The following is a 25,925-nucleotide window of genomic DNA, read 5'->3' on the forward strand; positions in this document are numbered from 1 at the left end:
GCGGGTCGGCCGGGTGGGCCGGGTGGCGGTTCAGGACACCGGCGGGCGTACCGGCGGGGAGGTGAGCGAGCCGACCGAGCGGGGTGGGAAGTCCGGGCGCGGCGCGTCCGCCGGCGAGGCGAGCGCGTCGGGGCGGGCCACGCCGCCGATCCCGGACTGCTCGGCGGCGATCTTCTCCTGCAGGCGGAGGATGCCGTGCAGCAGCGCCTCCGGCCGCGGCGGACAGCCGGGCACGTAGACGTCGACCGGGATGAGCTGGTCGACGCCCTTGGTCACCGAGTACGAGTCCCAGTACGGGCCGCCGCAGTTGGAGCAGGCGCCGAACGAGATCACGTACTTCGGCTCGGGCATCTGGTCGTAGAGGCGCTTGATCGCCGGGGCCATCTTGTCGGTGACCGTGCCGGAGACCACCATCAGGTCGGCCTGCCGGGGGCCGTGGGCGAACGGGATCACGCCCAGCCGGATGAAGTCGTGCCGACCCATGCTGGTGGCGATGAACTCGATCGCGCAGCAGGCCAGGCCGAAGTTGAAGACCCAGAGCGAGTAGCGGCGGCCCCAGTTCAGCACGAACCGGATCGGCTCGCCGAGCACTCCCGGCAGCTGCACGACCGCCCCCTTCCTGTCTCCCACCGGACAGTCAACCACAGCGCCCGGGCTGCAACCGGAACGGCCGTCGCGGGCTTCTACGGGTGTGACGACGCGGAGGAAACCCACCCGCGCGCCACCAACGGGCGCGGCCGACGCCGCGACCGACGATCACGGGGAGAAAGCATGGACGTAGGAACCGGAGGACGGGTCGCCGGCGCGCCGCTCGGGTCGGCGCTGGCCGTCCTGGCCGCGGCACGGGCCGCCGCCACCACGACGACCGGCCGGCCGGCCACCGTCTCGGCGGGCCGGCTGACCACGCTCGACGCCGTCGACAACGGCTGACGTCCATGAGCCACCGCCGGCCGGGCACGGGGGTCTCGGCCGGCGGTGCCCGTCCGGGTCCGGTCGTCCCGGCCCCGACCGCCCTCCCCCGTCGAACGACGACAACCGGCCGGTGCCGGTACCGGAGTGACCGGTGCCGGCGGGTACGGACCCACGGCCGCCACGGGGAGGACGAGTGACTGTGACGAGAGACGTGCGGGTCGCCGAGCCACCGCCGGGCCCGGCTCCCGAGCCGCCCGAGCTGATCTTCGACGACTTCTACCACGCACACTTCCGGGGGCTGGTCGTCCAGCTCACCGCGTACACCGGTGACCTCGGCCAGGCGCAGGACCTGGTCCAGGAGGCCTTCTGCCGGGCGTACGTGCGCTGGGACCGGGTGGCCGGCTACGAGGACCCGCTGGCCTGGGTACGCAAGGTCGCCTGGAACCTGGGCCACCACCGCTGGCGGCGGCTGCGTACCGCCGAACTGTTCCTGCGCCGGCAGCGGGAGACGCACGTGGCCGGGCCGACGCCGGACCGGGTGGCGCTCGACCAGGCCCTGGCGCAGTTGCCGCCCAAGCAGCGCCGCGCCGTGGTGCTGCACTACCTCGCCGACCTGACGGTCGCCGAGATCGCCGCTTAGCAGCAGGTCGCCGAGGGCACGGTCAAGTCCTGGCTGCACCGGGGCCGGGCGGCGCTCGCCACCCACCTGCGCGAGACCACCGAGGAGGTGCGGGATGCCTGAGCAGGAGGTTCTCGCCACGGAGTTCGCCCGCTACCGCCAGGCGGTGATGACCGAGATCGAGGTGCCGGGACCGGCCGCCGTGCGGCGGGCCGTACGCCGGCGGCGGCGCAGCCACCTCGCCGCGGGGGCGACGGCCGCGCTGACCCTGCTGGCCGGGCCGGTCGTCGGGTACGCGGCGCTGGACCGCTCGGCCCCCGGCCCGACCCCGGTCGAGCCGACGCCGAGCGCCACCGCGAGCCCGTCGCCGACGCCGAGCGGCTCCGGCAGCCCGACCCCGTCCTCGGCGACCACCAGCACGAGCCCGACCGGGGCGCCGGACGGCCGGATCAGCCGGGCCCAGCTCCTGGCCGGCCCGGTCACGCTGCCCACCTGGCACGTCGACGCCGGTTGCCCGAACGGCCGGGTCCGGTTGACCGGCGAAGCCGGGTGGGAGACGAACACCCTGCTCGCGCTCGACACCGGTGACATCGACGGCGACGGGGCGGCCGAGACCGTGGCGCTGGTGCAGTGCGTGCGGGGCACCGGCGGCCCGCAACAGGTGGTGGCCTTCGACCGGGACGGGTCGGGACGGATCGTGACCGTCGGCCGGGTGGCGGCGAGCAGGTTGGAGCGACCGCAGTGGCTGATCGCGCTCGATGTCCGCGACGACGGTGTGGTCCGCGTGCAGGTCGGCGACATCGCACCCGGCGGCGGCTGGCCCGGTGACTGGTCGCAGCGGCAGTGGCGCGGTTACCGCTGGGACGGCCGCTCGTTCGGTCAGGTCTCCGGGCCGACCGCCTTCGGCCCGAACCCGTACTCCGCCAACCTCGCGATCAGCGTGGCGGAGCTGCGGCTCACCGAGGCCGACGACGGTTCCCGCGTGGGCTGGATCGAGGCGCGGATCCGGCACCTCGGCGGTCGGGAGGTCGCCGCGGTCCAGCTGCGCCTGGATCTGCCCGCGCAGCTCGAACCGGACGTCGACGGCTGGGGTGGCTGCGGCGCCGACGTGGCTGACCGCACGCCGTTGATCTGCCGGTTCGGGTCGCTCGAGTCCGGCGGGGAGCTGCCGTTACGGTTGGCCGTCCGGGTGCGGCCGGGGGTCGCCCTGCCCGCCGGGACCGCGCCGTTGAGCGTGGCGGCGCTCGGGCCGGGCAGCAACTACCTGCTGGAACGGGACGACAGCGACAACCAGGACACGATTGCCTGGCGGTGAGGCTGGGACCCGGTGCGGCGTCGGCGATCGCCACACCGGGCACTCAGTACGTCGGGCGCTGGAGCAGGCTGACGAACTCGACCAGCAGCCGCTCCCGCAGCGCCGGCGGCGCGGCGTCGAGCAGCGCGTTGACCAGGGCCATCCGCTCCGGTAGCGCGCCGCCGCCAGTCGGGGCCGGGTCGGACCCGGCGCCCAGGCCGAGGCCGGCGGCCAGACCGGCGACCAGGTCCGGGGTGAGCGCGTCCGGGGTCAACGCGGTGGCCAGGGCGCGCAGTTCGTCGGGGAGCCGCACCGGCCCGGCGGCCCGGGCCGCGGCCACCGCGGCCACCAGGTCCGGGCCGAACTCGGCCACCCGGGGCGCGACCGACGCGGTGACGGTGAGGTGCACGCTGGCCGGCAGGTCGGCGTACGACAGCTGCGGCTGGGTGTGCCAGCCGCGCGCGGCCAGCTCGTCGACCAGCACAAACAGGTCCAGCTCGGGGTCGGTGCTGGTGAAGCAGACGACGGTGGACTCCGGCTCGGCCATCAGCCGCAGGCCGGCCACACCGCGCACCGCGTCGGCCAGGCCGGCCACCGCGTCCCGGGTCAGCCCGGCGAGCCGCAGGTAGCCGGCGTCGCCGAGGTGCCGCAGGGTGGCGTACGCGGCGGCGATCGGCCCGCCCGAGCGGGTCGAGGCGAGCACCGGGTTGACCATCGTGTACCCGGGCCAGTCCGCGTACGCGAAGTACTGCGGGGCGCGCAGCGCCGGGTCGCGGTGCAGCAGCACCGACACGCCCTTCGGGGCGTACGCGTACTTGTGCAGGTCCACCGAGATCGAGGTGACCCCGTCGACGGCGAAGTCGAACGGCGGCACCGGCGCGCCGAGGCGGCGCAGGTAGGGCAGCGTCCAGCCGCCGAAGCAGGCGTCCACGTGGCAGCGCACCCCGGCCGCCGCGGCCGCCGCGGCGATCTCCGCCACCGGGTCGATGACGCCGTGCGCGTACGAGGGGGCGGAGCAGGCCACCAGCACCGTCTCCGGGCGGATCGCGGCGGCCACGTCGGCGGCCGCCGGGCGCAGCGTCTTCGGGTCGACCGGCACCGTGTCGAGGGTGACCCCGAGCAGGTGGGCGGCCTTGGCGAAGGCGGCGTGCCCGCTGGCCGGCACCACGATCCGGGGCGCGGTCAGCTCGGGGCGGGCGTCCCGGGCGGCCTTGACGGCGAGGATCAGCGACTCGGTGCCACCGCTGGTGACGCTGCCGACCACCTCCGCAGCGGTCGTGCCGGGGCCGCCGCCGAGCAGCCGGGCGGCCGCTCCGACCAGCGCGTTCTCCATCGCCAGCAGGGACGGGAACGCGGTTGGGTCGAGCCCGTTGACGTGCGCGCTGCCGGCGTGCGCGGCGGCGGCCAGCTCGTCCAGGCCGGGCACGGCGGGGTCGTAGACGTAGGCGAACAGCCGTCCGCCGTGTGTCGGCCGGTCGAGGGCCCGCAGCTCGAGGATCTCCGCCAGCACCCGCTCGGCGGGTGCGCCGTCCTCGTCGATCATCGGTCGCCCTTCGGGTCGGGGTCCAGGGTCCAGCCGCGCAGCAGCAGCACGGCGAGCCCGACCAGCAGGGCGGGCAGCACGGTGAAGCCGAGCAGCACGCCGAGCCGGGCCTGGTCGGACTGGGCCGCCGCGGTGCCGGTGTCGGAGGAGACGTAGCCGGAGACCTGGAGCACCAGGCCGTAGAGGCCGGGGCCCAGCGCCAGGCCGAAGGTCTCTCCCGCCGTCCACAGGCCGGTGAAGACGCCCGCCTGCCGGCGGCCGGTCCGCGCGGTCTCGTGGGCGACGCAGTCCGGCAGCAGGGCCAGGGCGAAGACCTGCTGGCCGGCGTACCCGACGCCGAGCAGCGCGACCACCGCGTAGACGGCGGCGGCGGGCAGCGCGGGCGCGGCGACCAGGGCCAGCGCCCCGGCGGCGAGCAGCAGCGAGGCGGCGACCAGGGTGGTCCGCTTGCCGAGCCGGGCGCCGAGCCGGGACCACAGCGGCATCACCAGCAGCGCCGGCCCGACGAAACAGGCGAAGAGCAGGGTCGGGCCGTTCTCCGGGTCGCGCAGGATCTGGTCGGCGAAGTAGCTGACCCCGGCCAGGATGGTCGCCACCCCGGCCGACTGGATCACGAAGCAGAGCAGCAGCGCCCGGAACGGCCGGTTGCCGGCGGCCACCGCGAGCTGGGCGCGCAGCGTGGGCTCGGTCTCGGTCACCGCGCCGGTCGCGACCGCGCGGGTCCCGAGGAAGGCGCCGACGGCGCCGAGGGCGATCAGCGCGGCGACGAAGAGGCCCATCCACCGGTGCCCGGCGAGGCCGTCGCCGGTCGCGGTCACCACCATCGGGGCCACCGCGCCGGAGACCAGGATGGCCAGCGCCAGCACCGCGATCCGCCAGGTCATCAGCCGGGTACGCTCCGCGCGGTCGCCGGTCAGCTCGGCCGGCATCGCCACGTACGGCACCTGGAAGAAGGCGAACGCGGTGGCGGTGGCGAGGAAGGCGAGCGCCACGTACGCCCCGGCGGCGGGACCGGCGCCGAAGGGCGCGGCGAAGATGGCGGCGAAGAGCACCGCGAGGGCGAGCCCGGCGCCGAGCAGCCACGGTCGGCGCGGCCCCCAGCGGGAACGGGTGCGGTCGGAGAGCCGCCCGGCCACCGGGTTCACCAGCACGTCCCACGCCTTGGGCAGCAGCACCAGCAGGGCGGCCACCCCGGCGGCCACGCCCAGGGTGTCGGTGAGGTACGGCAGCAGCAGCAGCCCCGGCACGGTGCCGAACGCGCCGGTGGCCAGCGACCCGAGGGCGTAGCCGGCGTGCACCCGGCGCGGCAGCGGGTCCGGTCGCCGCGCCTCGGTCGTGCCGGCGACCGAGGGGTCGGCTTCAGCCGGCGGCGCGTCCATGGGGCCGAATGTTACTCACGTTATGGCCAGGGTCACATTCCCTCTTCCGGCCACCAGCTCGCCGCCGGCATGTCCACCCCGGCGGCCCGCAACGGGCAGCCCTCAGCCCGCAACCGGGCCCGCGCCTCGACCTCGTGACCCGGCGGCAGTCGGCCGGCGGAGGTCACCACCCGGTGCCAGGGCACCCCGCCGCCGTGCCGGGCCATGATCGAGCCGACCAGCCGCGCGGAGGCCCGGCCCGAGCGCTCGGCGAGGGCGTCGGCGACCGCCCCGTACGACATCACCCGGCCCGGCGGGATCCGCTCGACCAGCGCGAGCACCGTCTCGACGTACTCCTCAGGCGTCACGACCGGCCACGATATGGGAAGCCCGCCGGGTCGTGCGGAACCGACCGCGCAGAATGGGCGGGTGCGCGAAGCAGTCACCCAGGCCCGGCGGATCGTCGTCAAGATCGGTTCGTCCTCGCTGACCACCGGCGGCGGTGGGCTGGACGACGCCCGGGTCGACGCCCTGGTGGACACCCTCGGCGCGCTCGCCGCCCGGGGGCACGAGGTGGTGCTGGTCTCCTCCGGCGCGATCGCCGCCGGCCTGGCCCCGCTCGGGCTGGCCCGGCGTCCCCGCGACCTGGCCACCCAGCAGGCCGCCGCGAGCGTCGGGCAGGGCCTGCTCATCGGCCGGTACGCGACCGGCTTCGCCCGGCACCGGCTCACCGTCGGCCAGGTGCTGCTCACCGTCGACGACGTGACTCGGCGGGCGCACTACCGGAACGCGTACCGGACCCTGCGCAAGTTGCTCGACCTGCGCGCGGTGCCGATCGTCAACGAGAACGACACGGTCGCCACCGAGGAGATCCGCTTCGGCGACAACGACCGGCTGGCCGCGCTGGTCGCCGCCCTGGTCGACGCCGACCTGCTGGTGCTCCTCTCAGACGTGGACGCGCTCTGGACCGGGGACCCGACCCAGCCGGGCAGCGCCCGGATCACCGAGGTGCGCGGCGAGGCCGACCTGGCCGGCATCGACATCGGCGGCGCGGGCCGCTCCGGCGTCGGCACCGGCGGCATGGTCACCAAGGTCGAGGCGGCCCGGATCGCCACCGGCTTCGGCATTCCGGTGGTGCTGACCGCCGCGCCGCTGGCCGCCGAGGCGCTGGCCGGCGAGCCGGTCGGCACCTTCTTCCACGCCAGCCGGCAGCGGCCCGCGGCCCGACTGTTCTGGCTCGCGCACGCCACCTCGCCCCGCGGGCGGCTGCACCTCGACCCCGGGGCGGTGCAGGCGGTGGTGGGGCGACGCAAGTCGCTGCTGCCGGCCGGGATCACCGCCGTGGACGGCGCGTTCACCGCCGGCGACCCGGTCGACCTGGTGGACGCCGAGGGCGCGCCGGTGGCCCGGGGGCTGGTCAACTACGACGCGGTGGAGCTGCCTGGGCTGCTCGGCCGCTCCACCGGAGAACTCGCCGCGGCGCTCGGCCCGGCGTACGAACGGGAGGTCGTCCACCGCGACGACCTCGTGCTGCTGTGAGGAGTTGCCGATGAGCGAGCGTCAGCGAGCGTTTCATCAGTTCAGCGCGATGGTGCCTCATGGCGGCACGGAGCGCGGCGGAGCGCCGGCATGAGCGTCAGCGAGCAGGCCCGCCGGGCCCGGGACGCGGCGGGCGAGCTGGCGGTCGCCACGCGTACCGCCAAGGACGCCGCGCTGCACGCGATGGCCGACGCGCTGGTGGCGCGTACGCGTGAGATTTTGACCGCCAACGAGGCGGACCTGGCGGCGGGGCGCACGGCCGGGCTGAGCGCGGCCGTGCTGGACCGGCTGGCGCTCGACGCGGGCCGGGTGGCGGGCATCGCGGACGCGCTGCGCCAGATGGCCGCGCTGCCCGACCCGGTGGGCGAGGTGGTCCGCGGCTCGACCCTGCCCAACGGGCTGGAGCTGCGCCAGATCCGGGTGCCGTTCGGGGTGGTCGGCATCATCTACGAGGCCCGGCCGAACGTGACCGTGGACGCCGCCGGGATCTGCCTGAAGTCCGGCAACGCCGCGCTGCTGCGCGGCTCCTCGTCGGCGGCGCACTCGAACGCGGCGCTGGTCGCCGTCCTGCGGGACGCGGTCGCCGGGGCCGGCCTGCCGGCGGACGCGGTGCAGCTGCTCGACGCCACCTCGCGCGACTCGGTCAAGGAGCTGATGCGGGCGCGCGGGCTGGTCGACGTGCTGATCCCCCGCGGCGGCGCGTCGCTGATCCGCACCGTGGTCGAGGAGTCGACGGTGCCGGTGATCGAGACCGGGGTGGGCAACTGCCACGTCTACGTCGACGCCGCGGCGGACGTGGCGAAGGCGGTGGCGGTGACCCTCAACGCGAAGACCCAGCGGCTGTCCACCTGCAACACCGCCGAGTCGCTGCTGGTGCACGCGGACGTCGCGGACGCCTTCCTGCCGCCGGCGCTGGCCGCCTTCGCCCAGGCCCGGGTGACCGTGCACGGCGACGACCGGGTGGCCGCGTACTCCGCCGCGGTGGTGCCGGCCACCGACGAGGACTTCGCCACCGAGTACCTCTCGGCGGACATCTCGGTGGCCGTGGTCGACTCGCTCGACGCGGCGGTCGCGCACATCCGCCGCTACGGCACCGGGCACACCGAGGCGATCCTCACCGACTCCGCCGCGGCGGCCCGGGAGTTCGTGGCCCGGGTGGACGCGGCGGCGGTGATGGTGAACGCGTCGACCCGGTTCACCGACGGCGGCGAGTTCGGCTTCGGCGCCGAGATCGGCATCTCCACGCAGAAGCTGCACGCCCGCGGCCCGATGGGTCTGCCCGAGCTGACCTCGACGAAGTACGTGGTCACCGGGAACGGACACCTGCGCGGCTGACCGTCCGGGTTGGACGGGCGTACGCGGGGGTGCGCGGGGCCGCTAGTCTGAGGCCGGTTCAGTACGGCTTGTCTGGGGAGGCGGCATGCTGGGCGAGAGCGCCCTGGAAGAGCAGCTGGCGCAGGCGCGCGCCGCGCTGCGGGAGGTGAGCCGCACCGTCACGCCCCGGGAACGGGTCGAGTCGGTGGGCGAGGCCGCCGACGGACGGATCCGGGTCACCCTCGGCACCGACGGGCGGGTCAGCGCCATCGACCTCGACCCCCGGGTGCTGCGCGAGGGGGCGGAACACCTCGCCGAGGAGTTGCGCCGGGCGGTGAACGCGGCGCTCGACGGGCAGGACGACCCGGCCGCGGCCGAGCCGATGCCCGACCTCGCCGCGATGACCGCCACCGTCGAGCGCCTCCAGGACCAGGGCCTGCGCCAGATGCGCGAGATCAGCCAGACCATCAGCGAGACCATGCGCAAGATCCAGCAGCGGAGCTGACGATGGAGAACCTCGAGGTCGACATCGACGCCCTGCGCCGCGGCGCGGACGAGCTGACCCAGGCCAAGGAGGAGGTCCGGCAGGCCTTCGAGGCTTTCCAGGGCGCGCTGGGCAGCTACGCGCAGGCCTTCGGCGGCGACGAGATCGGCATGCTGGTCGGTGTCGCCCACCAGGCCTGTGTGGACGCCCTGACCGAGTGCCTCAGCACCAACGTCGCCGAGCTGGAGAGCTACGCCGACGGCCTGCACGGGATGGCCGAGAACTACCGGGCCGTCGAGGAGGACGTCACCGCCTCGTTCCGCTCGATCCTCGGCTCGCTGGGCGGCTGAGCCCCCTCCGCACGTACGAAAGGAGTCGCCGTGGGCCTGACGCTTCCGGGCGAGCTCGCGTCCCTGCTCTCGATGATCGGCTACGACTGGCCGGAGTCCGACGAGACCGCGATCTTTCAGCTCGCCGGCGAGTGGACCGGCATGGCCGACCGGATCAACAGCTCGGTCGCCCGGTTGGAGTCGGCGGCGCGGACGGTGCTGGAGACCAACCGGGGCGAGAGCATCACCGCCTTTGCCAGCGAGTGGAACGACAAGGAGTCGGCCGCCCGCAACATCGCCGACGCCACCAACCCGACGAACGTGATCGCCATCGGGCTGATGGCCGCGGCGGGGGTGGTGCTGGCCCTGAAGATCCAGGTGATCATCCAGCTGATCCTGCTGGCCATCCAGATCGCGCAGGCGATCGCCACGGCGGCGGTCACCTTCGGCGCCTCCCTGCTGGAGATCCCGATCTTCAAGATGATCACCGGGATGATCGTCGACCAGCTGATCGGGCTGGCGGTGGACACGGTGCTCAATGGCTAGGAAGCGGACCAGCCCGCCCCGCCAGGCGCAGGCCAAGGGGGCTCGGATCGTCTCGGCGTACCTGGAGAACGCCGACGTGTTCCGCACCGCCAAGGCCGCCGGCACGAAGGTCGACGGGCCGGCCGTGCTGGTGCTGAAGAACCGTCCGGACTTCGACAAGCGGGACTTCGACCGCAAGGCGGGCGACCTGCGCCGGCTCGGCCAGGAGGGGCGGCTGAAGAAGGCGAAGCCGGACCGGGACAGCAACAAGGTCTACGACCCCCAGCAGCAGAAGAGCCGCACCCGCACCAACATCTACCGGGACCGGATGATCCGGGACCTCACCAAGGACGGCCGCCTCAAGGCGGACATGGGCACCCCGGAGACCAACAAGTACCTGGCCAACAAGACCGTGGTGGACCGGCTCTTCGCCGGCAAGGGGCCGATCACCGAGCGCGGCCAGGGCTACGACCCGGACCACATCCACGAGCTGCAAATGGACGGAACGGACACGTACGATAATCTCAGGCCGATGGACGCCTGGACCAACCGCGAACTCGGCAGGGAGATCTCCTTGGCGCTACGGGACGTCCCCGAGGGCACCCCGATCATCGTGCGGGTCATCGAGTGAGCGACCCCGACGTCCCCGCCGGCCTGGACCGGATCCGGGAGAAGCTCGCGCTGCTGCGGCGGCTGGAGGCCGAGCAGGGCTTCGGGGTGGTCATCGGCGAGCCGGCCCCGCTGGAGCCGCTGCCCGCGCTGCCCGGCGTGGCCGAGGTCTACCGCCTCTTCGGCCGGCTGGAGGGCGACAACTTCCGGTTCACGCCGCCGGAGGAGATCCTCAGCCCGGCGGCCTGGGCGGCCCGCACGGTGAACGAGAACGACCCGATGGGCAGTCCGCTGCCGGTCGGCCACGAGGTGGACAGCATCCCGCCCGGCCTGCGCGGCGATATCAAAGGCGGCGCTCCGATCTACCTGGACACCGAGGACCTCGACGTCTACTGGATGGAGCCGGACGCCTACGTCTTTCTCTACGAGCACCCGGACACCGAACCGGAGCTGACCGTCATCGCCCCGGACGTCGTCACGTTCTTCGACGAACACGTGCTCGGCCCCGGCTACCCGGCGCTCGTCGGGACCGTGCTCGGTCCGGGCGTGGCCGAGCGGCGGCTGCGCAAGGGGCCGCACACCGGCGAGTACGCCGACAACTGGCGACGCCTGCTGATCGCCGCCGGCCTGTCCTCCTGAATCCCCCGTCGACCCGCGGAAGGACCGTCATGGCAGCTGATCCCCGGTTCACGGCACTGTGGAGCGAGGACGAGCTCATCCCGTACCCGCGCGAGGCGTGGCTGGAGGGTGGGTTCAGCCCCGACCTGCTCCCCGCCGGTGATGAAATCCCGCTCGACGTGGCGGTCGTCTACACCGCCTTCCTCGAAGGCGACATCGAGCTGTACGACACCATCCAGCTCAGCACCGAGGACGGTTCGCTGGACGTCCGGCTGATCGTGGTGGGCGCGGTCGCCGACAACCCCGACCTGCTCTACGTGCTGGACCCGCGCAACGGCGAGATCCTCCAGTTCGACCTGGACCAGCAGGACATCCAGGGCGTCAACAGCAGCTTCCGTACCTTCGTCGAGTTCCTCTACCAGTTCGCGCTCTTCGTCGAGGCGGACGAGGGCAAGGCGGGCCGGGCCGAGCGGGCCGAGACGCTGCGGATGGTGCTGGAGAGCATCGACCCGGCCGCGTTCACCCCGGACGGCTGGTGGCCGCTGGTGATCAGCCAGTTGAAGTGACCGTCCGGCAGGCCCGGATCGCCCGCAGGGTGGTGTGCACGTCGAACTGGTGACCGTCGTCGCTGTCCCAGCCGCCGTCGCTGCGCTGGGTCTCGGCGAGCCGGCGGCGGGCCGAGACCAGCAGCCACTGCTCCTCGCCCACCTCGACCCGACGCAGCGTCGCGGCCAGCCAGGCGACGTCGGCCGGGGACATCTTCGGGATCCGCTCGGCCAGCACCGCCTGGATCCGCGCCGACTCGTAGTACATCTCCTGCCGGTGCAGCACGGCGGCGCTCAGCCAGCCGGCGGGCAGGAAGGACGGCCAGCCGCCGTCCGGGGCGAGCTGCGCGGCGACCGCGTGCGCCGCCGCCTGCACCACCCCGGCGTACGCGCCGCCGACGCGGTGGTCGAGCGGGCCGGCGGCGCGGGCGTCCAGGCCGGCCACGGTCAGCCAGAACCCGGCGTTGGCGGTGAGGTAGAACCGGGCCTCCGGATCGCCCGGCCGGGCCCACTCGGGGGCGAGGCCGGCCAGCGAGGGGTCCTCGTCCCAGCCGCCGTCGGGCAGTTGGCGGGCGGCGAGCCAGTCCAGCGCGTGCCGGGCCGCCGGGCGGCCGAGGGCGCCGAGGTCGTCCAGCTCGGCGAGGCGGAAGCAGGTCGCGTCGACGGAGCCGACGGCACCGTCCAGGACGGCCGGCCAGCCCCCGTCGGGCGTCTGCCCGGCCTCGGCGGCGTCAAGCAGCTCGACCGGCACCGGCGCGCCGGTGCGCAGCCGGGAGAGCCGCGCGCGGTCCACCGCGTCCCCGTGCGCCACGACGAAGCCGATAGCGGCGTCCATGTCCACCACGGCGGTCACGCTACCTGCGCAAAGGGGATCGCGCCTCGGGGAATCGGCCGAGGCCGGGGCGGGTGAGTGGCCCGCCGCCGGCCCCGGCCGTCGCTCAGTACGCGGGCAGCGAGGGATCGATCTGCTTGATCCAGGAGAGCACACCACCCTGGACGTGCACCGCGTCGCGGAACCCGGCCGCCTTGAGGGCGGCGAGCGCCTCGGCGGAGCGGACGCCGGACTTGCAGTGCAGCACGATCTGCCGGTCCTGCGGCAGCGTCGCCAGCGCCTCGCCGGAGATGATGTCGCCCTTGGGGATCAGCGTGGCGCCGGGGATGCGGACGATCTCGTACTCGGCGGGCTCGCGGACGTCGACCAGGAAGATGTCCTTGCCGGCGTCCTGCCACTCCTTGAGCTCCAGCGCGGTGATGGTGGCGTCGATGACCGCCTCCTGCGCCTCCTCGGAGACCGCGCCGCAGAAGTCCTCGTAGTCCTCCAGCAGGTCGGTGACCGTCGGGTTCTCGCCGCAGAGCACGCAGTTCGGGTCCTTGCGAACCTTGATCTTGCGGTACGACATCTCCAAGGCGTCGTAGACCATCAGCCGGCCGACCAGCGGCTCGCCGATGCCGGTGAGCAGCTTGATCGCCTCGTTGACCTGGATCGAACCGATCGACGCGCAGAGCACGCCGAGCACGCCGCCCTCGGCGCAGGACGGGACCATGCCGGGCGGCGGGGGCTCCGGGTAGAGGCAGCGGTAGCAGGGGCCGTGCTCGGCCCAGAACACCGACGCCTGGCCGTCGAAGCGGTAGATCGAGCCCCAGACGTACGGCTTGCCGAGCAGCACCGCCGCGTCGTTGACCATGTAGCGGGTCGCGAAGTTGTCGGTGCCGTCGACGATCAGGTCGTACTCGGCGAAGATCTCGCGGACGTTCTCCCGGTCCAGCGCGGTGTTGTGGATCCGCACGTTCACCAGCGGATTGATCTCGCGGATCGACGCCGCGGCGGACTCCGCCTTCGGGCGGCCGACGTCGGAGACGCCGTGGATGACCTGCCGCTGGAGGTTGGACTCGTCGACGGTGTCGAAGTCGATGATGCCGAGCGTGCCGACGCCGGCCGCGGCGAGGTACAGCAGGGCGGGTGAGCCGAGACCGCCGGCGCCGACACACAGCACCCGGGCGTTCTTCAGCCGCTTCTGTCCCGCGACCCCGACGTCCGGGATGATCAGGTGGCGCGAGTAGCGGCGGATCTCGTCAACGGTCAGCTCGGCGGCGGGCTCGACGAGCGGGGGCAGCGACACGGTGGACTCCCCGGGATCGGCTGGTGGCGAACCGCGCCATTGTCGCTCGCCGGGGGTCCGGTCGGCCATGAGCAGTGACACGTGGCCCGACATTCGGGAGCGGGAATAACTCAGGCACCGGGGACGAGCGCGCCCTCATGGCGCACCCCGTCGACGTACGGCCAGGCGTTGGCGACGCAGCCGTCCAGGCCGTACGTCTGCTGCTGCATGACCGGGGCCGGCGCGCCGGGGCCGGGGCAGGCCTGGTGCTCCTCGCCCAGTTCGTGGCCGATCTCGTGGTTGACCACGTACGTCCGGTAGACGGCCAGCGGGGCACCGTAGTCGGGCACCGCGTCCATCCAGCGGGCCAGGTTGATGATCACCTGACCGGGCAGCCGGCAGGAGGTGTACCCCTCGGTCATCAACCCGCCCTCGGCGCACATCCGCTCGGAGGTGGCCGGGCTGGTCAGGTAGACGGTGAAGTCGGCGGCGGCGGCCTCGGGCACCCGCTGCACCCGCAGTTCGCCCGAGGCGATCCAGCTGCGCCGGTCGGCGAGCGCCTCGTCCACGGTGTCGGCGAAGAGGTCGACGTCCTGCCCGGTGCCCTCCTCGACCGCCACCCGGTAGCGGCGCAGCGGGCCGTCGTACCCGCGCACCGGCGAGCGGCCGTCGGCGGCGGCGAAGCGACCGGAGCCGCTGGTCGGGTACGCGGCGGGCGCGGCGTCCTCGCTGGCGCCGAACCCGTGTGGCCGCGACAGCCCGGCGGACGCGGGGACGGACGGCCCGTCGTCGGCCCGGACGAGGGCGACGCCGGCCACGGTCGCGCCGAGCGCCACCAGGCCGAGCAGGGCGGCACGCCGCCGGCGGCGGCGCATCCGGACCAGCCCGGGTCGGGTGTCGCCAGCGGGTCGGGCGGGGTCGGCCTGGTCGGCCGGTTCCGGTTCGCCACCCTCGGCGAGCGGGGAGAACGGGGTCACCCGATCAGCATGACAGACTAATCGGGCATATCAGCGCTTTTCCGGTCGGCAACGTGAGTATGTTTCAGATCGCGCGGCGGGGCTCAGACCGGACGGCCGGTGTACGGCCGCCCGTCGAGGTACGGCCACGGGTTGGCGGTGCAGCCGTCCAGGAAGAGCGACTGCTGCTGCATCACCGGCGCCGGCCGGCCCGGCCCCGGGCAGCGCTCGTGGCGGTGCCCCAACTGGTGGCCCACCTCGTGGTTGACCACGTAGGTGCGGTAGAGCGACAGCGGCACACCGGCCCGCACGAAGTGCGGCACCGAGGTCCGCCACCGGTCCAGGTTGATGATCACCTTCCCCGACGCCCGGCACGACGTGTACGGCCGGCCGCCCACCCGGATGTCCACTCCCCCGGCCCGGCACATCAGCCCCGCCGTGGTCGCCGTGGCCAGGTAGATCGTGAAGTCGTACGCCTCGCCCGCCGGCACCCGGCGCAGCCGCAGCCGCCCGCTGTCCACCCAGCTCCCGGGCCCGGCCAGCGCCGCCTGCGCCTCCTCGGAGAAGGCGTGCACGTCCTCACCGGAGCCGTTCTCCACCGCCACCCGGTACCGCTGCACCGGGCCACCCCGCCCCAGCACCGGACCGGCCCGGTCGTCGTACCCGAAACTGCCCCGCCCGGCGGACGGTACCGGGCCCGCGAGCTGGAGCAGCGGGGCCGGGCTGGTCGCGGACGGGCTCGGGGTGACCACCGGCAACGGCGACGGGGTGAGCGGCGCGGCGGTCGGCCGAGGGGCGGGCGTCCCGGCGGCGAGCGTCCCGGCGACCGCCCCGGGACGGCCGGCGGAGAGCGCCCCGCCCGCACCGACCACCACCGCGAGCATGGCCAGCAGCAGGACCGTCCAGCGACGGCCTCCGACGGGCGCGCGGCGGCCACGGGGGGTCGCACGCGCGCGGTGACCGTGGGGGAGGAACTCGGGCATCCGGGTCATCCTGCCATGTCGGAGCGCCTCCCGGCCTCCTCCGTTTCGGCGAGCAGGTGCAGCACCGCCCGCGCCACCGTGCGCGGCACCTCCACCTGCGCGACGTGGCCGACCCCTTCGAGCATCATCAGCCGGCTGTCCGGGATCGCCCGGGCCGCCTGCGGCGCCACCCGCACGTCCACCAGCTTGTCCTGCAGGCCGCCTACCACCAGCGTCGGGGCCTGCACGGACGCGGCGATCCGCCACATCGACCCCGCCCCCGGCAGGTACGAGCGCAGGAAGCTGGAGACCAGGCCACGGAACGTCCGGACGTACGCGGCGGCGTAGTGCGCGGCCTCGTAGCGCACCCGGATCTCCTCCAGCGCCTCCTGCCGGCGCTGCTCGCTGAGCCGGCTCAGGTCGGCGAAGCACGCCTCCAGCACCTGCTGGGCCATCACCTCCGGGGCGAGCTGGGCCAACCGCCAGGCCGCCAGCCGCTCCCCGCGCGGGATGGCCAGCAGCGGCAGCATCCGCCCCTGCAACGAGCGGCGGAAGTCCAGGAACGGCAGCGCCGGGGAGACCAGCGTGAGGGTACGCACCAGCTCCGGCCGCAGCCCCGCCACGTGCACCGCGATCGCCCCGCCGAGGGAGTTGCCGAACAGGTGCACCGGCCCCCGGTCGGAGTGCTCGATCCAACGGACCACCCGCTCGGCGAAGGCCGGGATCGTGTAGCGCCGCCCCGGCTCGCTGCGCCCGAACCCGGGCAGGTCGATGGCCTGCCCGTCGAGCCGGTGGGCGAGCAGGCCGGCCAGGTCCGTCCAGTTCTGCGACGAGCCGCCCAGCCCGTGCACGTACAGCGCCGGCTCCGCGTCCGCACTCGTGGCCGGGGTGTCCCGGACGTAGGTGACCGTGCCGTCGAGGCGTACCTCCCGGCCCGGCCAGGGCGGCGGAACGTGGTGCGGGGGCAGCAGATGCTCGGGCCAGAGAGCGGCTCGCTTCATGCCTCCCAGTGTGCCCAGCACGACCTGCCGGCGAACACCGAGCCGCTCAGGCCAGCAACGCCTCCAGGCGCCGGTTGACGGCGGCCAGCGTCGCGCGGACCACCGCCTGCCGGGGGTCACCGGCGACCAGCGCGGAGCCGGCGAGCTGCTCGACCCAGCCGTCGCAGACCAGCAGGACCACCACCGTGGCCACCTCGCAGTTGCCGAACGGCACCACCGCGGCGTGCTCGACGAAGCACCGCCCGCGCTCGGCCGTGCCGTCGGCGCCCCGCAGCAGCTGGTCCACCGCCGCCGCGGCGGCGACCGCGCAGAGCCGCAGGACGTACCCGTCCACGGCCGGCCCGCTGGAGTGCCCGGCCGCCTGCTCGCCGCCGGCGAGCAGGCGTACCTCGACGGTGGCGTCGAGACCGAAGGTGCTCACCTGGACATGGTCGATCACCACCCGGGGCCCCGGCGCGCCGCCGGTGTCCAGCGGTCGGGAGGGGGCGCTCTCCGTCGTGGTCAGCTGCCCGCCGGAGTACGAGGTGCCGAGCGTGACCGGGCTGCCGGTGGCCGGCGGCGCGGAGGCCGAGCTCGCCTCCTCCACACTGGCCCGGCCCCGGTGCGCGGAGACCTGCCGGCGCCGGCGCGGCACCCCCTCGACCGTGCCCGGGTAGTCCTCCACCCGGCCGGGCGCGGGGGCCGCGGTGGCCGCCTCGGCCGCCGGGCGGGCCCCGGGCGGCTGGTCGGCGACGCCGCGCCCGGTGCCGGCGGGTGCGCGACCCTCACCCGACGGATCGGCCGAACGGGACCGCCTCGACGGGCCGGCCCCGGGCTCCTGCCGGCGCAGGTCGCCGGGGCGGGACTCCGCGTCGCGCGGCCGGGCCGGCGCCTCGCCGGGGCGCGGCTCGGCGCCCCGCGGCTCGGGGGCACGGGTCTCGGGCGCGCGGGTCTCGGCGGAGCGGCGCCGCAACGGCGCCGGGGCGGGCGTCGTGCCGGGCAGGTTCTGCGGGGCCGCGGCCAGCCCCATCCGCTCCTGGAGCAGTCGGGCCACCATCCGGCTCACCTCGGCCGGGTCGGCCCCGTCGGCGAGGTCCAGCCGGAGGCTGTGCGCGCCGGCCGGGGTACGGCGCAACGCGGCGTCGCGCACGCCGGCCACCTCCCGCACGGCGTCGAGGATGGCGTTGACGTCGAAGCCCTCCGGCCGCTCCCGCAGCGGGGCGGGCTCGTCGTCGCGGCGCAGGTGGGTGGCGATGCGGGCGAGTTCGGGGGTCTCGGCGGGTGGCTCCACGGCTGGCGGCTCCGGCACAACGGGCACGTCCGGCTCGGCGGGGACGCGCTGCGGCAGCACCACCGCGCCGGGCTCCGGCGTCCCGTCCTCCACGGCCGGCTCGGCCGGAGGCGCCGGATCGGGTGCGGAGCGGCGGGCCGCGTAAGGGGGTGCGCTCGTCGGAGCGGGCGCGGAGGAGGGGCGGTCCAGGCGGCGTGGCCCGCTAGTGGCGGGATCCGGCGCGGCGCCGGGACCGGTGGGGGTCGGCGGGTGGCCGGGAAGCTCCGCCGGGGCGCTGGCGGTCTCCGCCGGCACGGACCGGAGCCGGAACGGCCGGTCGACCCGGTCGGTGGTCGGACTGCTGTCGGCGGCCGGCGCCCGGGCGGGGGCGGGGGGCGCGCTGTAGGGGGCGGCCGCGCCGGCCGGAGGAGCGCTCCGGGGCGCGGCGGCCGGCGGGGCGCTCCAGGGCGCGGCGGCCGGAGCCTCGGCCGGCGGCGCGGGGGTGGGCGTCGAGCCGTAGGACCCGGTGCTCGGTGCGGTCCGGTAGGAGCCGCTGGGCTCCGGCCGGCTGTACCACCCCGTGCCCGGCGCCGATCCGAATGACCCGGCGGCCGAGCCGGAGGGCTCGGTGCTCGGTGCCGAACCGTACGACCCGGCTGACGGCGCCGAACCGTAGGAACCGCTGGCCGGCGACGCACCGTAGGCCGTACCCGCCGGACGTTCGCCGTATGGCGCGGCGGCGGGCGGGGCACTGGCGGGCGCGGCCGCGGGCGGCGCGCTGGCGGGGGCGACGACCGGGGGCGCGCTGGCGGGCGCGGCGGCCGGCGGGGCGCTGCGGGGGGCGGCGGAGGGCGGCGCGGAGGGCGGCGCGGTGGCGGATCGGGAATCCGCCCATCCGGCGGCTGCGTCCACGGCGGACCGATCCGGGGCCGGCCGGTCGGTCGACGGTTCCCGTTCGGCCCGGGCCTCCCGCTCGGCGCGGGTCGGCTCGTACGGCCGGGGCTCCTCGGACCGCACCGGCTCGTAGGGGCGGGCGGGCTCGGCCCGGACCGGCTCGTACGGCCGCGCCGGCTCGGCGCGCACCGGCTCGTACGGCCGGTCGGGCTCGGCCGACCACTCCGGGGTCCGGTCGGACCGGGACCGGCGGCTCGTCGGCGGCTCGTCCTCGCGGGCCCACGGCGGCGCCCAGCCGCCGCCCCAGCTCGGCCGGTTCCAGCTCGGGCCGGACCAGTCCGGTTCGTCGGCGGGCCGGTGACCGGCGTAGGGCTGCTCGGCGTGCGGGTCCGGCTCGCCGAGCCCGGCGGCCGCCTCGTCGCCGCCGCGGGCCCCGGTCGACTCGTCGGCGGAGCCGGGGTGGGGACGGTCGGCCCGGGCGCGGGACACGTCGGGCGGGAACTGGTCGGCCTCGGCCCGGTCGGGCTGTCCCCGGTCCGGCCGGGGCGCGTGGAAACCCGGGGGGACCTCGAAGCCGGAGGCGGCGGTGCCGACCGGCGGGACCTGCACGGCCGGTGGCGCGGACGTGGGCAGGCCCCCGTCCGCCCAGCGGCTGAGTCGCGGCGGCTCCTCGGAGGAGTGCCGCGCGGCGGCGTCCGGGTCGGCCGATCCGGACTGCTGCTCGGGCGGGGGTGCCGGCCGCTGCGCCGGTACGACCAGTCGATCGCCGTCGGCGTCCCGCCGCAGGTCGGCGCCGAAGCGGGGGGCGTCGGCGGGCGGGGCGCTCACCGGGGAAGGTCGGCCGCGCGGCTCCTCGCCGGGGTGGCCGACGCCGTTGAGGTGGGCGCGTCCGTTACGCGGCGCGGGGTCGAGCTCGGGGTCGGTCAGCGGCGCCGGCAGGTCGCCGTGGCGCGGGGAGGAGGCGTCCCAGCCGGTTGCCGGGTCGGGCCGGTGCCAGGGGGCGACGGTGTCCCGGTACGCGGGGGCGTCGGCCCCGCCGGACCACCCGGTCGCCGGGGGTGCCCACCCGCTGACGGAACGGGCCAGGTCGTCCTGCTGACCCGTCCCGTCACCGTGCTCTCCCGGGGTGGCGGCACCGGGTTGCCCTGTTTCACTCACCGCGCGCTCCTTGGTCGCCCCCGCTGAGGCTACCGTGTGGTGACAGTGGCGATAAGTTACAGCGGCGGGCCAATTCCGGGACCGGGGAACATGCCCCAGACCGGTACGGGGTAAAAGTGCCGGCTCGTACGAAGAAACTCGGAGGTTCCCATGACCGCTGTGGGGAACGGTGCGCAGACCGCCGGCCGGCCCACCAGGCTGCCCCGCTCGGCGCGACGTAAGCAGCTGCTCGCGGCGGCGCAGGAGGTGTTCGTCGCGCAGGGTTACCACGCCGCCGCGATGGACGACATCGCCGAGCGGGCGGGGGTCTCCAAGCCGGTGCTCTACCAGCACTTTCCCGGCAAGATGGAGCTCTACCTGGCGCTGCTCGACACGCACTGTGACGCGATGGTCGCCAAGGTGCACGACGCGATGAGCGGTACCAGCGACAACAAGGAGCGGGTCCAGGCCTCCGTCCGCGCCTACTTCGACTTCGTCGATCACGAGAGCGAGGCGTTCCGTCTCGTCTTCGAGTCGGACCTGCGCAACGACCCGGCGGTGCGGCAGCGCGTCGAGCGGGTGGAGCAGGGCGCCATCGCGGCGATCACCGACACCATCATCTCGGACACCGGCGTCAGCCGGGCGCACGCCGAACTGCTCGCCTCCGGTCTGGTCGGGGCCGCCGAGACCGCCGCCCAGTTCTGGCTGGCCGGCGGTCGCCAGGTGCCCAAGGCGGAGGCGGAGGCGCTGGTCGCGGCGCTGTCCTGGCGTGGGATCGCGAGCTTCCCGCTGCAAGGTGAGTCAGCCTGAACATCCGGCCCCGAGATCGGATAGCCTTCCCATCGGCGGCTCTTTCGCCCACCTGAGGAGGCACAGTGGAGGTCAAGATCGGCGTGCAGTACGCGCCGCGCGAGCTGGTTCTGGAGAGCGCGCAGTCGCCGGCCGAGATCGAGCAGATCGTGACCGACGCCTTCGGCAAGGACGAGGGGACGCTGTCCCTGACCGACGAGAAGGGCCGGCGGGTCATCGTGCCGGTCAGCAAGGTCGCCTACGTCGAGATCGCCGAGGCGTCCCCGCGGGCGGTCGGGTTCACCGTCCGCTGATCCGGTCCGGCCACCGCGGCGGGTGCGCCCGCCGCGGGCCGGGCCCGACCGGGCGGATCAGTTGTTCAGCCCGACGGCGGCCATCCGGGCGGTGTGGTTGGCGGTGAGCCGGCGGAACGTCGCCTGCACGTCCCTGCCGTCCCGCGCGATCAGCGCGGTCAGCGCGCCCCGGTCCGCCGCCGCGACCCGGCCCGCCTGGGACAGCGCCTCACCCACCAGGCGCCGCGCCCACATGGAGAGCCGGTTCGCCACCCGGGGGTCGGTCTCGATCGCGGCCCGGATCTCGGCGGCGGCGAAGTCGGCGTACCGGGATTCGTGCAGCACGTCGCGCACCAGCCGCCGGTACGGCTCGTCCAGCCGGTCGGCGATCTCGCCGAGGAAGTCGTCGGTGATGGCGTCCCCGACGTACGCCTTCGTCACCGCCTCCAGCCAGTCCTTCGGTTCGGTGGAGTCGTGGTACGCCTGCAAGGGCTCCACGTACGGGGCCATCACGTCGTCAGGCGTCGCCCCGAGGGCGGTGAGCCAGTCCGAAAGGCGCCGGTAGTTGCCGATCTCTACGGCGGCCATCTCGCTCAGCGCGGCCCGGCGGCGCAGGTCGGGGGCGAGCCGGGCGTCGGCGGCCATCCGGTCGAAGGCGAGCAGTTCGCCGTAGGCGACCAGGCCGAGCAGGTCGACCACGGCCTCGGGTGTTGTCGGGGCGGACACGAGCGCAGGGTACCGCCCAAACCGCCACACCGAGCCCCCGGGACAGTGGCACAGGTCACAATTCGCACCCCCGGAGGAGACCCGGCCACCGCGCTCCGGGACGTGCGCAGGGCCGCTCGGGTAGTATGGAGCAGTTGCCGCGGGCGCCGATCTGATCGAAGTCCTGCCTGCGGCGCGCGTGCGGCCCGGTCCGGCTCGGCGAATCCGCCGCCGACCGCGTGGCCCGCGCCATACCGAACGCGCCCTGAGGACAAGACGGGGCGCACCACGAGAGGGCACCCCCAGATCCAGATGAGCGAACAGATTCTCGAAGAGCTGGGTGGCCACGAACTGGCCCCCACCGCCCCGGTCCGTCCGGAGGCTCCCACCTTCGCCGCGCTCGGTGCGCGGCCCGAGACCGTCGAGGCCCTGGCCGCGGCGGGCATCACCCGCGCCTTCGCGATCCAGGAGTACGCGATCCCGATCGCGCTGCGCGGCACCGACATGATCGGCCAGGCGCCGACCGGCACCGGCAAGACCCTCGGCTTCGGCGTACCGCTGCTGGAGCGGGTCTTCGCGCCGGGCGAGGGCAGCGACGGCGTGCCGCAGGCACTGGTCGTCGTCCCCACCCGCGAGCTGGGCATCCAGGTCGCCAAGGACCTCGCCGCCGCGGGCCGGACCCGGGGCATCCGGGTGCTGCCGATCTACGGCGGCGTGGCGTACGAGCCGCAGATCGACGCGCTGCGCAAGGGCGTGGAGATCCTGGTCGGCACGCCCGGCCGGCTGATGGACCTGCAGAAGCAGAAGCACCTGCGGCTCGACCGGGTGCGCGCGCTGGTCCTCGACGAGGCCGACCGGATGCTCGACCTGGGCTTCCTCGACGATGTCGAGAAGATCCTGGCGATGCTGCCGGAGGACCGGCAGACCATGCTCTTCTCGGCGACCATGCCGGATCCGATCGTCACGCTCTCCCGGCGCTTCCTGCGCCGTCCGATGACGATCCACGCCGGGCACACCGCCGAGACCGGCCCGTCGCCGCAGACCCAGCAGCTGGCCTACCGCACCCACTCGATGAACAAGGTCGAGATCGTGGCCCGGATCCTGCAGGCCGAGGGGCGCGGACTGACCATGATCTTCACCCGTACCAAGCGGGCCGCCGACCGGGTGGCCGAGGACCTCGACTTCCGCGGCTTCGCCGTGGCCGCCGTCCACGGCGACCTCGGCCAGGGCGCCCGTGAGCGGGCGCTGCGGGCGTTCCGGGCCGGGAAGATCGACACTCTGGTCGCCACCGACGTGGCGGCCCGGGGCATCGACGTCAGTGGCGTCACCCACGTCATCAACTACGACTGCCCCGAGGACCAGGACACCTACACCCACCGGATCGGTCGTACCGGCCGGGCCGGGGCCACGGGCGTCGCGGTGACCTTCGTCGACTGGGACGACATGCCCCGCTGGCGGATCATCGACAAGACGCTCGGCCTGGACATGCCGGAGCCGCCGGAGACGTACCACACCTCTCCGCACCTCTACACCGACCTCGGCATCTCCACCGAGATCACCGGCACCCTGCCGACCGCCGAGCGGACCCGCGCCGGGCTCTCCGCGGAGGTCGAGGAGGACCTGGGCGGCCGGCCGCGGCGCGGCGAGAGCGGCCGGGGCTCCCGGCGCGGCGACAGCCGTGGTGAGAGCCGGGGCGAGAGCCGGGGCCGGGGCGAGCGCCGACGCGGCGGTCACTCCGACGCCGGCACGCCGGACGCCGACGCGCCGGCCGACGCCGCCGCCGAGGAAGGCACCCGCACCCCCCGCCGCCGGCGTCGCCGCCGGGCCGGTGAGGCGGTCGCGGGCGAGTCGACCGCGGCGGTCGCCACCGACGCCGGCTCCCCGGAGCCGGCCGTGGCCGCCGCCGAGGGCGAGTCGTCGAAGCCGCGCCGTCGCCGGCGCCGCCGTGGCGGCTCCGGTGCCGGTACCCCGGCCGAGGCGATCGCCGACTGACCGCTGCGACACCCGACGTCCCCCGCACCGTTCACCGGTCCGGGGGACGTCCCTTTTCCGGTGCGGGCTCTCGGCCTTCTTGGGGCTCCTGACGTCGACCGCAGCGTTGCCGTCGAGGCAGCAGAGCAAAGGGTGCTCCAGTGTCGGTCGACGCGCCGGGGACCGGGGTCCGGCGCGGTGGACGAGCGACGCACGGCACCATGCGGTGGCCTGCCGACGGGCGGCCCGGACCAGGAAGGAAGATGGTGGAATGCCGGAACCGTTGGACGCCGCCCTGACCGAGGTCCGGGCCCTGCTGCTCGACCCCGCGTTGACCCGCGCGGTCGCCGCCGGTCGCCGCCGTGGGCAGCGCCCCTCGGTGGTCCGCGCCGAGCTGCGCCCGGTCGCGCTCAAGGCCGGCCCCCGGTTGCAGATCTCCACCTCCGACGGCGCCCGGCCGTACACCCGCAACGTGGCTCCGGGGGCGGAGGCCGGCGCGGCGGTCGACGCGCTGCTGGCCGAGCCGTTCGGCAACTGGCACGTGGAGACCGCTGACGCCACGCTCCAGCTCCGGGTGACCAAGTCCGGCGAGGCGCAGGTGCACCGGGCCGCGGCGAGCCGCCCGGAGGCCGAGCCGGGTGGTCACGACCGCGCCAAGGAGTACCTGCTCGACCCGGGCGACCCGATCTTCGCCGAGATCGGCGGTTCGGCCGCCAAGCGCCGCCAGGTCGACGCGTTCCTGCGCGCGCTCGCCGCCACGCTCCCCGACGAGCTGACCGGCCCGCTGCGGGTGGTGGACCTGGGCTGCGGCAACGCGTACCTGACCTTCGCCGCGCACCGCTACCTGACCCAGCGGGGCCTCGACGTCGAGCTGGTCGGCGTGGACGTCCGCGAGGACCAGCGGCGGCGCAACACCGAGCTGGCCGAGCGGCTCGGCTGGGCCGACCGGGTCTCCTTCGTGGCCGGCACCATCGCCGACGCGGTGGTCGAGCCCGCGCCCGACCTGGTGCTGGCGCTGCACGCCTGCGACACCGCCACCGACGAGGCGCTGGCCCGCGCGGTGCGCTGGGACGCCCGCTGGGTGCTCGCCGCCCCGTGCTGCCACCACGACATCGCCGCGCAGCTACGCGCGCACCCGGCTCCCGCGCCGTACGAGCTGCTGACCCGGCAGGGCATTCTGCGGGAACGCTTCGCCGACGTGCTCACCGACTCGCTGCGCGCCGGCCTGCTCCGGCTGCACGGCTACCGGGCCGAGGTGGTGGAGTTCGTCGACTCCCGGCACACCCCGCGCAACCTGCTGATCCGGGCCCGCCGTACCGGCACCGCGCCGACGCAGGCGCAGCGGGCCGAGTACCAGGACCTGGTCGACCAGTGGCGGATCACCCCGCGCCTGGAGACGCTACTGACCGAGGCCGGCCCGACAGCCTGAGACCGGGCTGGCCCAAACACCCGTCCGACCGCCCGAGGTCGGCGGCGGCGCGGGTCAGCGACGGCGATCGCCGCCCCGGTTCCGCCCCGACCGCTCGCCCCCCGGGGCCCGGTCGAACACCGAGGTCCGGTCCCGCGACGATCGCTCGTCCTCGCCCGATGCCGTGGGGAACGGGACGACCTTGCCCGACGTCTCGGCGTTGCCGGCCGCAGCGAAAGCGTTCCAGGAGATGTCGACCAGCAGCCGCTTCAACTCGGCGTGCCGGACGGCGGCGCTGTGCTGCAACGCCAGCCGGATGCCCAGCACCACGCCGACCAGGGTGGTGGTGATCGCGCCGGTGGCGGCCAGCACGTGCGCGCCGGTGGCGTCGTCGCCGGTCAGCACCAGCACCAGCAGCCAGATCCAGAAGCCGAGGGCGAACACGCCGGCCTTGGCCACGAAGAACATACTGACCGCACCCGGGCGGTGCGGCACCGGAAGGACGGGGTCGGCCATGCTGCTCCTCATCGGTGCGCCGGACTCGTCAGCGCCACGTCGCTGGTGGCGCCGGCGCGTCGAGCTTAGTTGATATCTGACTATCGACGCTGGATACAGGACCGGCACAAATGCCGGGACGTGACGCCCACCGACGCCGAAGTCCGGTCGGCGGGACCCTCGGGTCGATCGGTCGACGGCTCCGACGCCTTGTCGTACTACCCTGGGAGGGGCGCACCGAATCTGGGCTCCGGCCGGGAAGGGAAGACCCCGCAGG

At 74.9% G+C, this 25,925-nt stretch carries 26 protein-coding genes and 1 pseudogene; 15 read left to right on the plus strand and 12 right to left on the minus strand.

The features are described from left to right. Positions 1-30: 30 nt before the first annotated feature. Positions 31-606 carry an NADH-quinone oxidoreductase subunit B gene (locus ACTMS9_RS11905; RefSeq protein ID WP_441142294.1) on the minus strand — a complete coding sequence of 192 codons (576 nt, stop codon included), beginning with the start codon at positions 604-606 and terminating at the stop codon, positions 31-33. A 165-nt stretch (positions 607-771) separates the two neighbouring features. Here ACTMS9_RS11905 and ACTMS9_RS11910 point away from each other — a divergent pair, with 165 nt between their 5' ends. The 3 genes and pseudogenes from ACTMS9_RS11910 (at position 772) to ACTMS9_RS11920 (ending at position 2,846) form a co-directional block, all read left to right on the plus strand. Beyond that, a complete protein-coding gene (locus tag ACTMS9_RS11910; RefSeq protein WP_441142293.1) occupies positions 772-930 on the plus strand; it encodes a hypothetical protein in 159 nt (52 codons plus the stop codon). Between the two features lie 193 nt (positions 931-1,123). Then, positions 1,124-1,654 (plus strand): annotated as a pseudogene (locus ACTMS9_RS11915) (SigE family RNA polymerase sigma factor). Further along, complete coding sequence (locus tag ACTMS9_RS11920) at positions 1,647-2,846, plus strand: hypothetical protein (RefSeq protein WP_441142292.1); 1,200 nt, start codon at positions 1,647-1,649, stop codon at positions 2,844-2,846. The pseudogene ACTMS9_RS11915 and the gene ACTMS9_RS11920 overlap by 8 nt, the downstream one beginning before the upstream one ends. A 43-nt stretch (positions 2,847-2,889) precedes the next feature. Here ACTMS9_RS11920 and ACTMS9_RS11925 read toward each other — a convergent pair whose 3' ends face one another. From ACTMS9_RS11925 to ACTMS9_RS11935, 3 genes are read right to left on the minus strand one after another with little or no spacing between them, the layout of a single operon-like run. Then, complete coding sequence (locus ACTMS9_RS11925; protein WP_441164907.1) at positions 2,890-4,368, minus strand: pyridoxal phosphate-dependent decarboxylase family protein; 1,479 nt, start codon at positions 4,366-4,368, stop codon at positions 2,890-2,892. Beyond that, positions 4,365-5,747: an MFS transporter gene (locus tag ACTMS9_RS11930; protein WP_441164908.1), complete on the minus strand. Its 1,383-nt coding sequence runs from the start codon at positions 5,745-5,747 to the stop codon at positions 4,365-4,367. The genes ACTMS9_RS11925 and ACTMS9_RS11930 overlap by 4 nt, the downstream gene beginning before the upstream one ends. 32 nt (positions 5,748-5,779) lie before the next feature. Continuing rightward, entirely contained in the window at positions 5,780-6,094 is a 315-nt protein-coding gene (locus ACTMS9_RS11935) for an MGMT family protein (RefSeq protein WP_441164909.1), read from the minus strand. Positions 6,095-6,155: 61 nt separating this feature from the next. Between ACTMS9_RS11935 and proB the strand changes: the two genes are divergently transcribed. The 8 genes from proB (at position 6,156) to ACTMS9_RS11975 (ending at position 11,710) form a co-directional block, all read left to right on the plus strand. Then, positions 6,156-7,265: a glutamate 5-kinase gene (proB, locus tag ACTMS9_RS11940; RefSeq protein WP_441164910.1), complete on the plus strand. Its 1,110-nt coding sequence runs from the start codon at positions 6,156-6,158 to the stop codon at positions 7,263-7,265. 90 nt (positions 7,266-7,355) lie between these two features. Then, positions 7,356-8,600 carry a glutamate-5-semialdehyde dehydrogenase gene (locus ACTMS9_RS11945; protein ID WP_441142288.1) on the plus strand — a complete coding sequence of 415 codons (1,245 nt, stop codon included), beginning with the start codon at positions 7,356-7,358 and terminating at the stop codon, positions 8,598-8,600. 85 nt (positions 8,601-8,685) lie between these two features. Next, positions 8,686-9,084: a YbaB/EbfC family nucleoid-associated protein gene (locus tag ACTMS9_RS11950; protein ID WP_441164911.1), complete on the plus strand. Its 399-nt coding sequence runs from the start codon at positions 8,686-8,688 to the stop codon at positions 9,082-9,084. A gap of 2 nt (positions 9,085-9,086) precedes the next feature. Further along, on the plus strand, positions 9,087-9,413 hold the full coding sequence (locus tag ACTMS9_RS11955) for a WXG100 family type VII secretion target (protein WP_441164912.1): 327 nt from the start codon (positions 9,087-9,089) through the stop codon (positions 9,411-9,413). Positions 9,414-9,443: 30 nt separating this feature from the next. Then, positions 9,444-9,938, plus strand: a complete 495-nt coding sequence (locus ACTMS9_RS11960) for a hypothetical protein (protein ID WP_441164913.1) — start codon at positions 9,444-9,446, stop codon at positions 9,936-9,938. After that, the gene (locus ACTMS9_RS11965) at positions 9,931-10,548 is read left to right on the plus strand and encodes a hypothetical protein (protein ID WP_350797929.1); all 618 of its coding nucleotides are present in this window, start codon (positions 9,931-9,933) and stop codon (positions 10,546-10,548) included. Before ACTMS9_RS11960 ends, ACTMS9_RS11965 begins: the two co-directional genes overlap by 8 nt. Beyond that, positions 10,545-11,165 carry a hypothetical protein gene (locus tag ACTMS9_RS11970; RefSeq protein ID WP_441142285.1) on the plus strand — a complete coding sequence of 207 codons (621 nt, stop codon included), beginning with the start codon at positions 10,545-10,547 and terminating at the stop codon, positions 11,163-11,165. Before ACTMS9_RS11965 ends, ACTMS9_RS11970 begins: the two co-directional genes overlap by 4 nt. A 29-nt stretch (positions 11,166-11,194) precedes the next feature. After that, entirely contained in the window at positions 11,195-11,710 is a 516-nt protein-coding gene (locus ACTMS9_RS11975; protein ID WP_358000267.1) for an SUKH-4 family immunity protein, read from the plus strand. Here the strand turns inward: ACTMS9_RS11975 and ACTMS9_RS11980 are convergent. From ACTMS9_RS11980 to ACTMS9_RS12005, 6 genes are all read right to left on the minus strand, one after another. Continuing rightward, a complete protein-coding gene (locus tag ACTMS9_RS11980; protein ID WP_154942060.1) occupies positions 11,694-12,524 on the minus strand; it encodes a prenyltransferase/squalene oxidase repeat-containing protein in 831 nt (276 codons plus the stop codon). The two genes, ACTMS9_RS11975 and ACTMS9_RS11980, sit on opposite strands and share 17 nt — an antisense overlap. A gap of 103 nt (positions 12,525-12,627) precedes the next feature. Beyond that, entirely contained in the window at positions 12,628-13,878 is a 1,251-nt protein-coding gene (gene moeZ, locus ACTMS9_RS11985; RefSeq protein ID WP_358000654.1) for an adenylyltransferase/sulfurtransferase MoeZ, read from the minus strand. 41 nt (positions 13,879-13,919) lie between these two features. Beyond that, entirely contained in the window at positions 13,920-14,765 is an 846-nt protein-coding gene (locus tag ACTMS9_RS11990) for a DUF3152 domain-containing protein (protein ID WP_441164914.1), read from the minus strand. 83 nt (positions 14,766-14,848) lie between these two features. Next, positions 14,849-15,727 carry a DUF3152 domain-containing protein gene (locus ACTMS9_RS11995; RefSeq protein WP_441164915.1) on the minus strand — a complete coding sequence of 293 codons (879 nt, stop codon included), beginning with the start codon at positions 15,725-15,727 and terminating at the stop codon, positions 14,849-14,851. Positions 15,728-15,732: 5 nt separating this feature from the next. After that, a complete protein-coding gene (locus tag ACTMS9_RS12000; protein ID WP_441142281.1) occupies positions 15,733-16,707 on the minus strand; it encodes an alpha/beta fold hydrolase in 975 nt (324 codons plus the stop codon). Positions 16,708-16,753: 46 nt separating this feature from the next. Then, positions 16,754-18,868 carry a hypothetical protein gene (locus ACTMS9_RS12005; RefSeq protein ID WP_441164976.1) on the minus strand — a complete coding sequence of 705 codons (2,115 nt, stop codon included), beginning with the start codon at positions 18,866-18,868 and terminating at the stop codon, positions 16,754-16,756. 1,290 nt (positions 18,869-20,158) lie between these two features. Between ACTMS9_RS12005 and ACTMS9_RS12010 the strand changes: the two genes are divergently transcribed. Next, positions 20,159-20,797: a TetR/AcrR family transcriptional regulator gene (locus ACTMS9_RS12010; RefSeq protein WP_280837012.1), complete on the plus strand. Its 639-nt coding sequence runs from the start codon at positions 20,159-20,161 to the stop codon at positions 20,795-20,797. Positions 20,798-20,862: 65 nt separating this feature from the next. Further along, positions 20,863-21,090, plus strand: coding sequence for a DUF3107 domain-containing protein (locus ACTMS9_RS12015; protein ID WP_334449574.1), 228 nt, complete (start codon positions 20,863-20,865; stop codon positions 21,088-21,090). 57 nt (positions 21,091-21,147) lie between these two features. Here ACTMS9_RS12015 and ACTMS9_RS12020 read toward each other — a convergent pair whose 3' ends face one another. Next, entirely contained in the window at positions 21,148-21,795 is a 648-nt protein-coding gene (locus tag ACTMS9_RS12020) for a ferritin-like fold-containing protein (RefSeq protein ID WP_441142279.1), read from the minus strand. Between the two features lie 291 nt (positions 21,796-22,086). Here ACTMS9_RS12020 and ACTMS9_RS12025 point away from each other — a divergent pair, with 291 nt between their 5' ends. Continuing rightward, a complete protein-coding gene (locus ACTMS9_RS12025; RefSeq protein WP_441142278.1) occupies positions 22,087-23,766 on the plus strand; it encodes a DEAD/DEAH box helicase in 1,680 nt (559 codons plus the stop codon). Positions 23,767-24,016: 250 nt separating this feature from the next. Continuing rightward, positions 24,017-25,174, plus strand: coding sequence for a class I SAM-dependent methyltransferase (locus tag ACTMS9_RS12030; RefSeq protein WP_441164916.1), 1,158 nt, complete (start codon positions 24,017-24,019; stop codon positions 25,172-25,174). A 54-nt stretch (positions 25,175-25,228) separates the two neighbouring features. Here the strand turns inward: ACTMS9_RS12030 and ACTMS9_RS12035 are convergent, their stop codons facing one another. Further along, positions 25,229-25,669, minus strand: a complete 441-nt coding sequence (locus ACTMS9_RS12035; protein WP_441164917.1) for a hypothetical protein — start codon at positions 25,667-25,669, stop codon at positions 25,229-25,231. Positions 25,670-25,925: the final 256 nt, after the last annotated feature.

It is taken from the genome of Micromonospora sp. L31, assembly GCF_052068075.1.
Lineage (GTDB): Bacteria > Actinomycetota > Actinomycetes > Mycobacteriales > Micromonosporaceae > Micromonospora > Micromonospora purpureochromogenes.

What these genes read in the sequence shown, in the direction of transcription:
- ACTMS9_RS12025 (WP_441142278.1), top strand. Translation starts at nt 22,087, where the DNA reads ATGAGCGAACAGATTCTCGAAGAGCTGGGTGGCCACGAACTGGCCCCC.
- ACTMS9_RS12030 (WP_441164916.1), top strand. Translation starts at nt 24,017, where the DNA reads ATGCCGGAACCGTTGGACGCCGCCCTGACCGAGGTCCGGGCCCTGCTG.
- ACTMS9_RS11920 (WP_441142292.1), top strand. Translation starts at nt 1,647, where the DNA reads ATGCCTGAGCAGGAGGTTCTCGCCACGGAGTTCGCCCGCTACCGCCAG.
- moeZ (WP_358000654.1), bottom strand. Translation starts at nt 13,878, where the DNA reads ATGGCCGACCGGACCCCCGGCGAGCGACAATGGCGCGGTTCGCCACCA.
- ACTMS9_RS11910 (WP_441142293.1), top strand. Translation starts at nt 772, where the DNA reads ATGGACGTAGGAACCGGAGGACGGGTCGCCGGCGCGCCGCTCGGGTCG.
- ACTMS9_RS11980 (WP_154942060.1), bottom strand. Translation starts at nt 12,524, where the DNA reads ATGGACGCCGCTATCGGCTTCGTCGTGGCGCACGGGGACGCGGTGGAC.
- ACTMS9_RS11995 (WP_441164915.1), bottom strand. Translation starts at nt 15,727, where the DNA reads ATGCCCGAGTTCCTCCCCCACGGTCACCGCGCGCGTGCGACCCCCCGT.
- ACTMS9_RS12035 (WP_441164917.1), bottom strand. Translation starts at nt 25,669, where the DNA reads ATGGCCGACCCCGTCCTTCCGGTGCCGCACCGCCCGGGTGCGGTCAGT.
- ACTMS9_RS12010 (WP_280837012.1), top strand. Translation starts at nt 20,159, where the DNA reads ATGACCGCTGTGGGGAACGGTGCGCAGACCGCCGGCCGGCCCACCAGG.
- ACTMS9_RS12000 (WP_441142281.1), bottom strand. Translation starts at nt 16,707, where the DNA reads ATGAAGCGAGCCGCTCTCTGGCCCGAGCATCTGCTGCCCCCGCACCAC.
- ACTMS9_RS11930 (WP_441164908.1), bottom strand. Translation starts at nt 5,747, where the DNA reads ATGGACGCGCCGCCGGCTGAAGCCGACCCCTCGGTCGCCGGCACGACC.
- ACTMS9_RS11925 (WP_441164907.1), bottom strand. Translation starts at nt 4,368, where the DNA reads ATGATCGACGAGGACGGCGCACCCGCCGAGCGGGTGCTGGCGGAGATC.
- ACTMS9_RS11975 (WP_358000267.1), top strand. Translation starts at nt 11,195, where the DNA reads ATGGCAGCTGATCCCCGGTTCACGGCACTGTGGAGCGAGGACGAGCTC.
- ACTMS9_RS11965 (WP_350797929.1), top strand. Translation starts at nt 9,931, where the DNA reads ATGGCTAGGAAGCGGACCAGCCCGCCCCGCCAGGCGCAGGCCAAGGGG.
- ACTMS9_RS11945 (WP_441142288.1), top strand. Translation starts at nt 7,356, where the DNA reads ATGAGCGTCAGCGAGCAGGCCCGCCGGGCCCGGGACGCGGCGGGCGAG.
- ACTMS9_RS11950 (WP_441164911.1), top strand. Translation starts at nt 8,686, where the DNA reads ATGCTGGGCGAGAGCGCCCTGGAAGAGCAGCTGGCGCAGGCGCGCGCC.
- ACTMS9_RS11955 (WP_441164912.1), top strand. Translation starts at nt 9,087, where the DNA reads ATGGAGAACCTCGAGGTCGACATCGACGCCCTGCGCCGCGGCGCGGAC.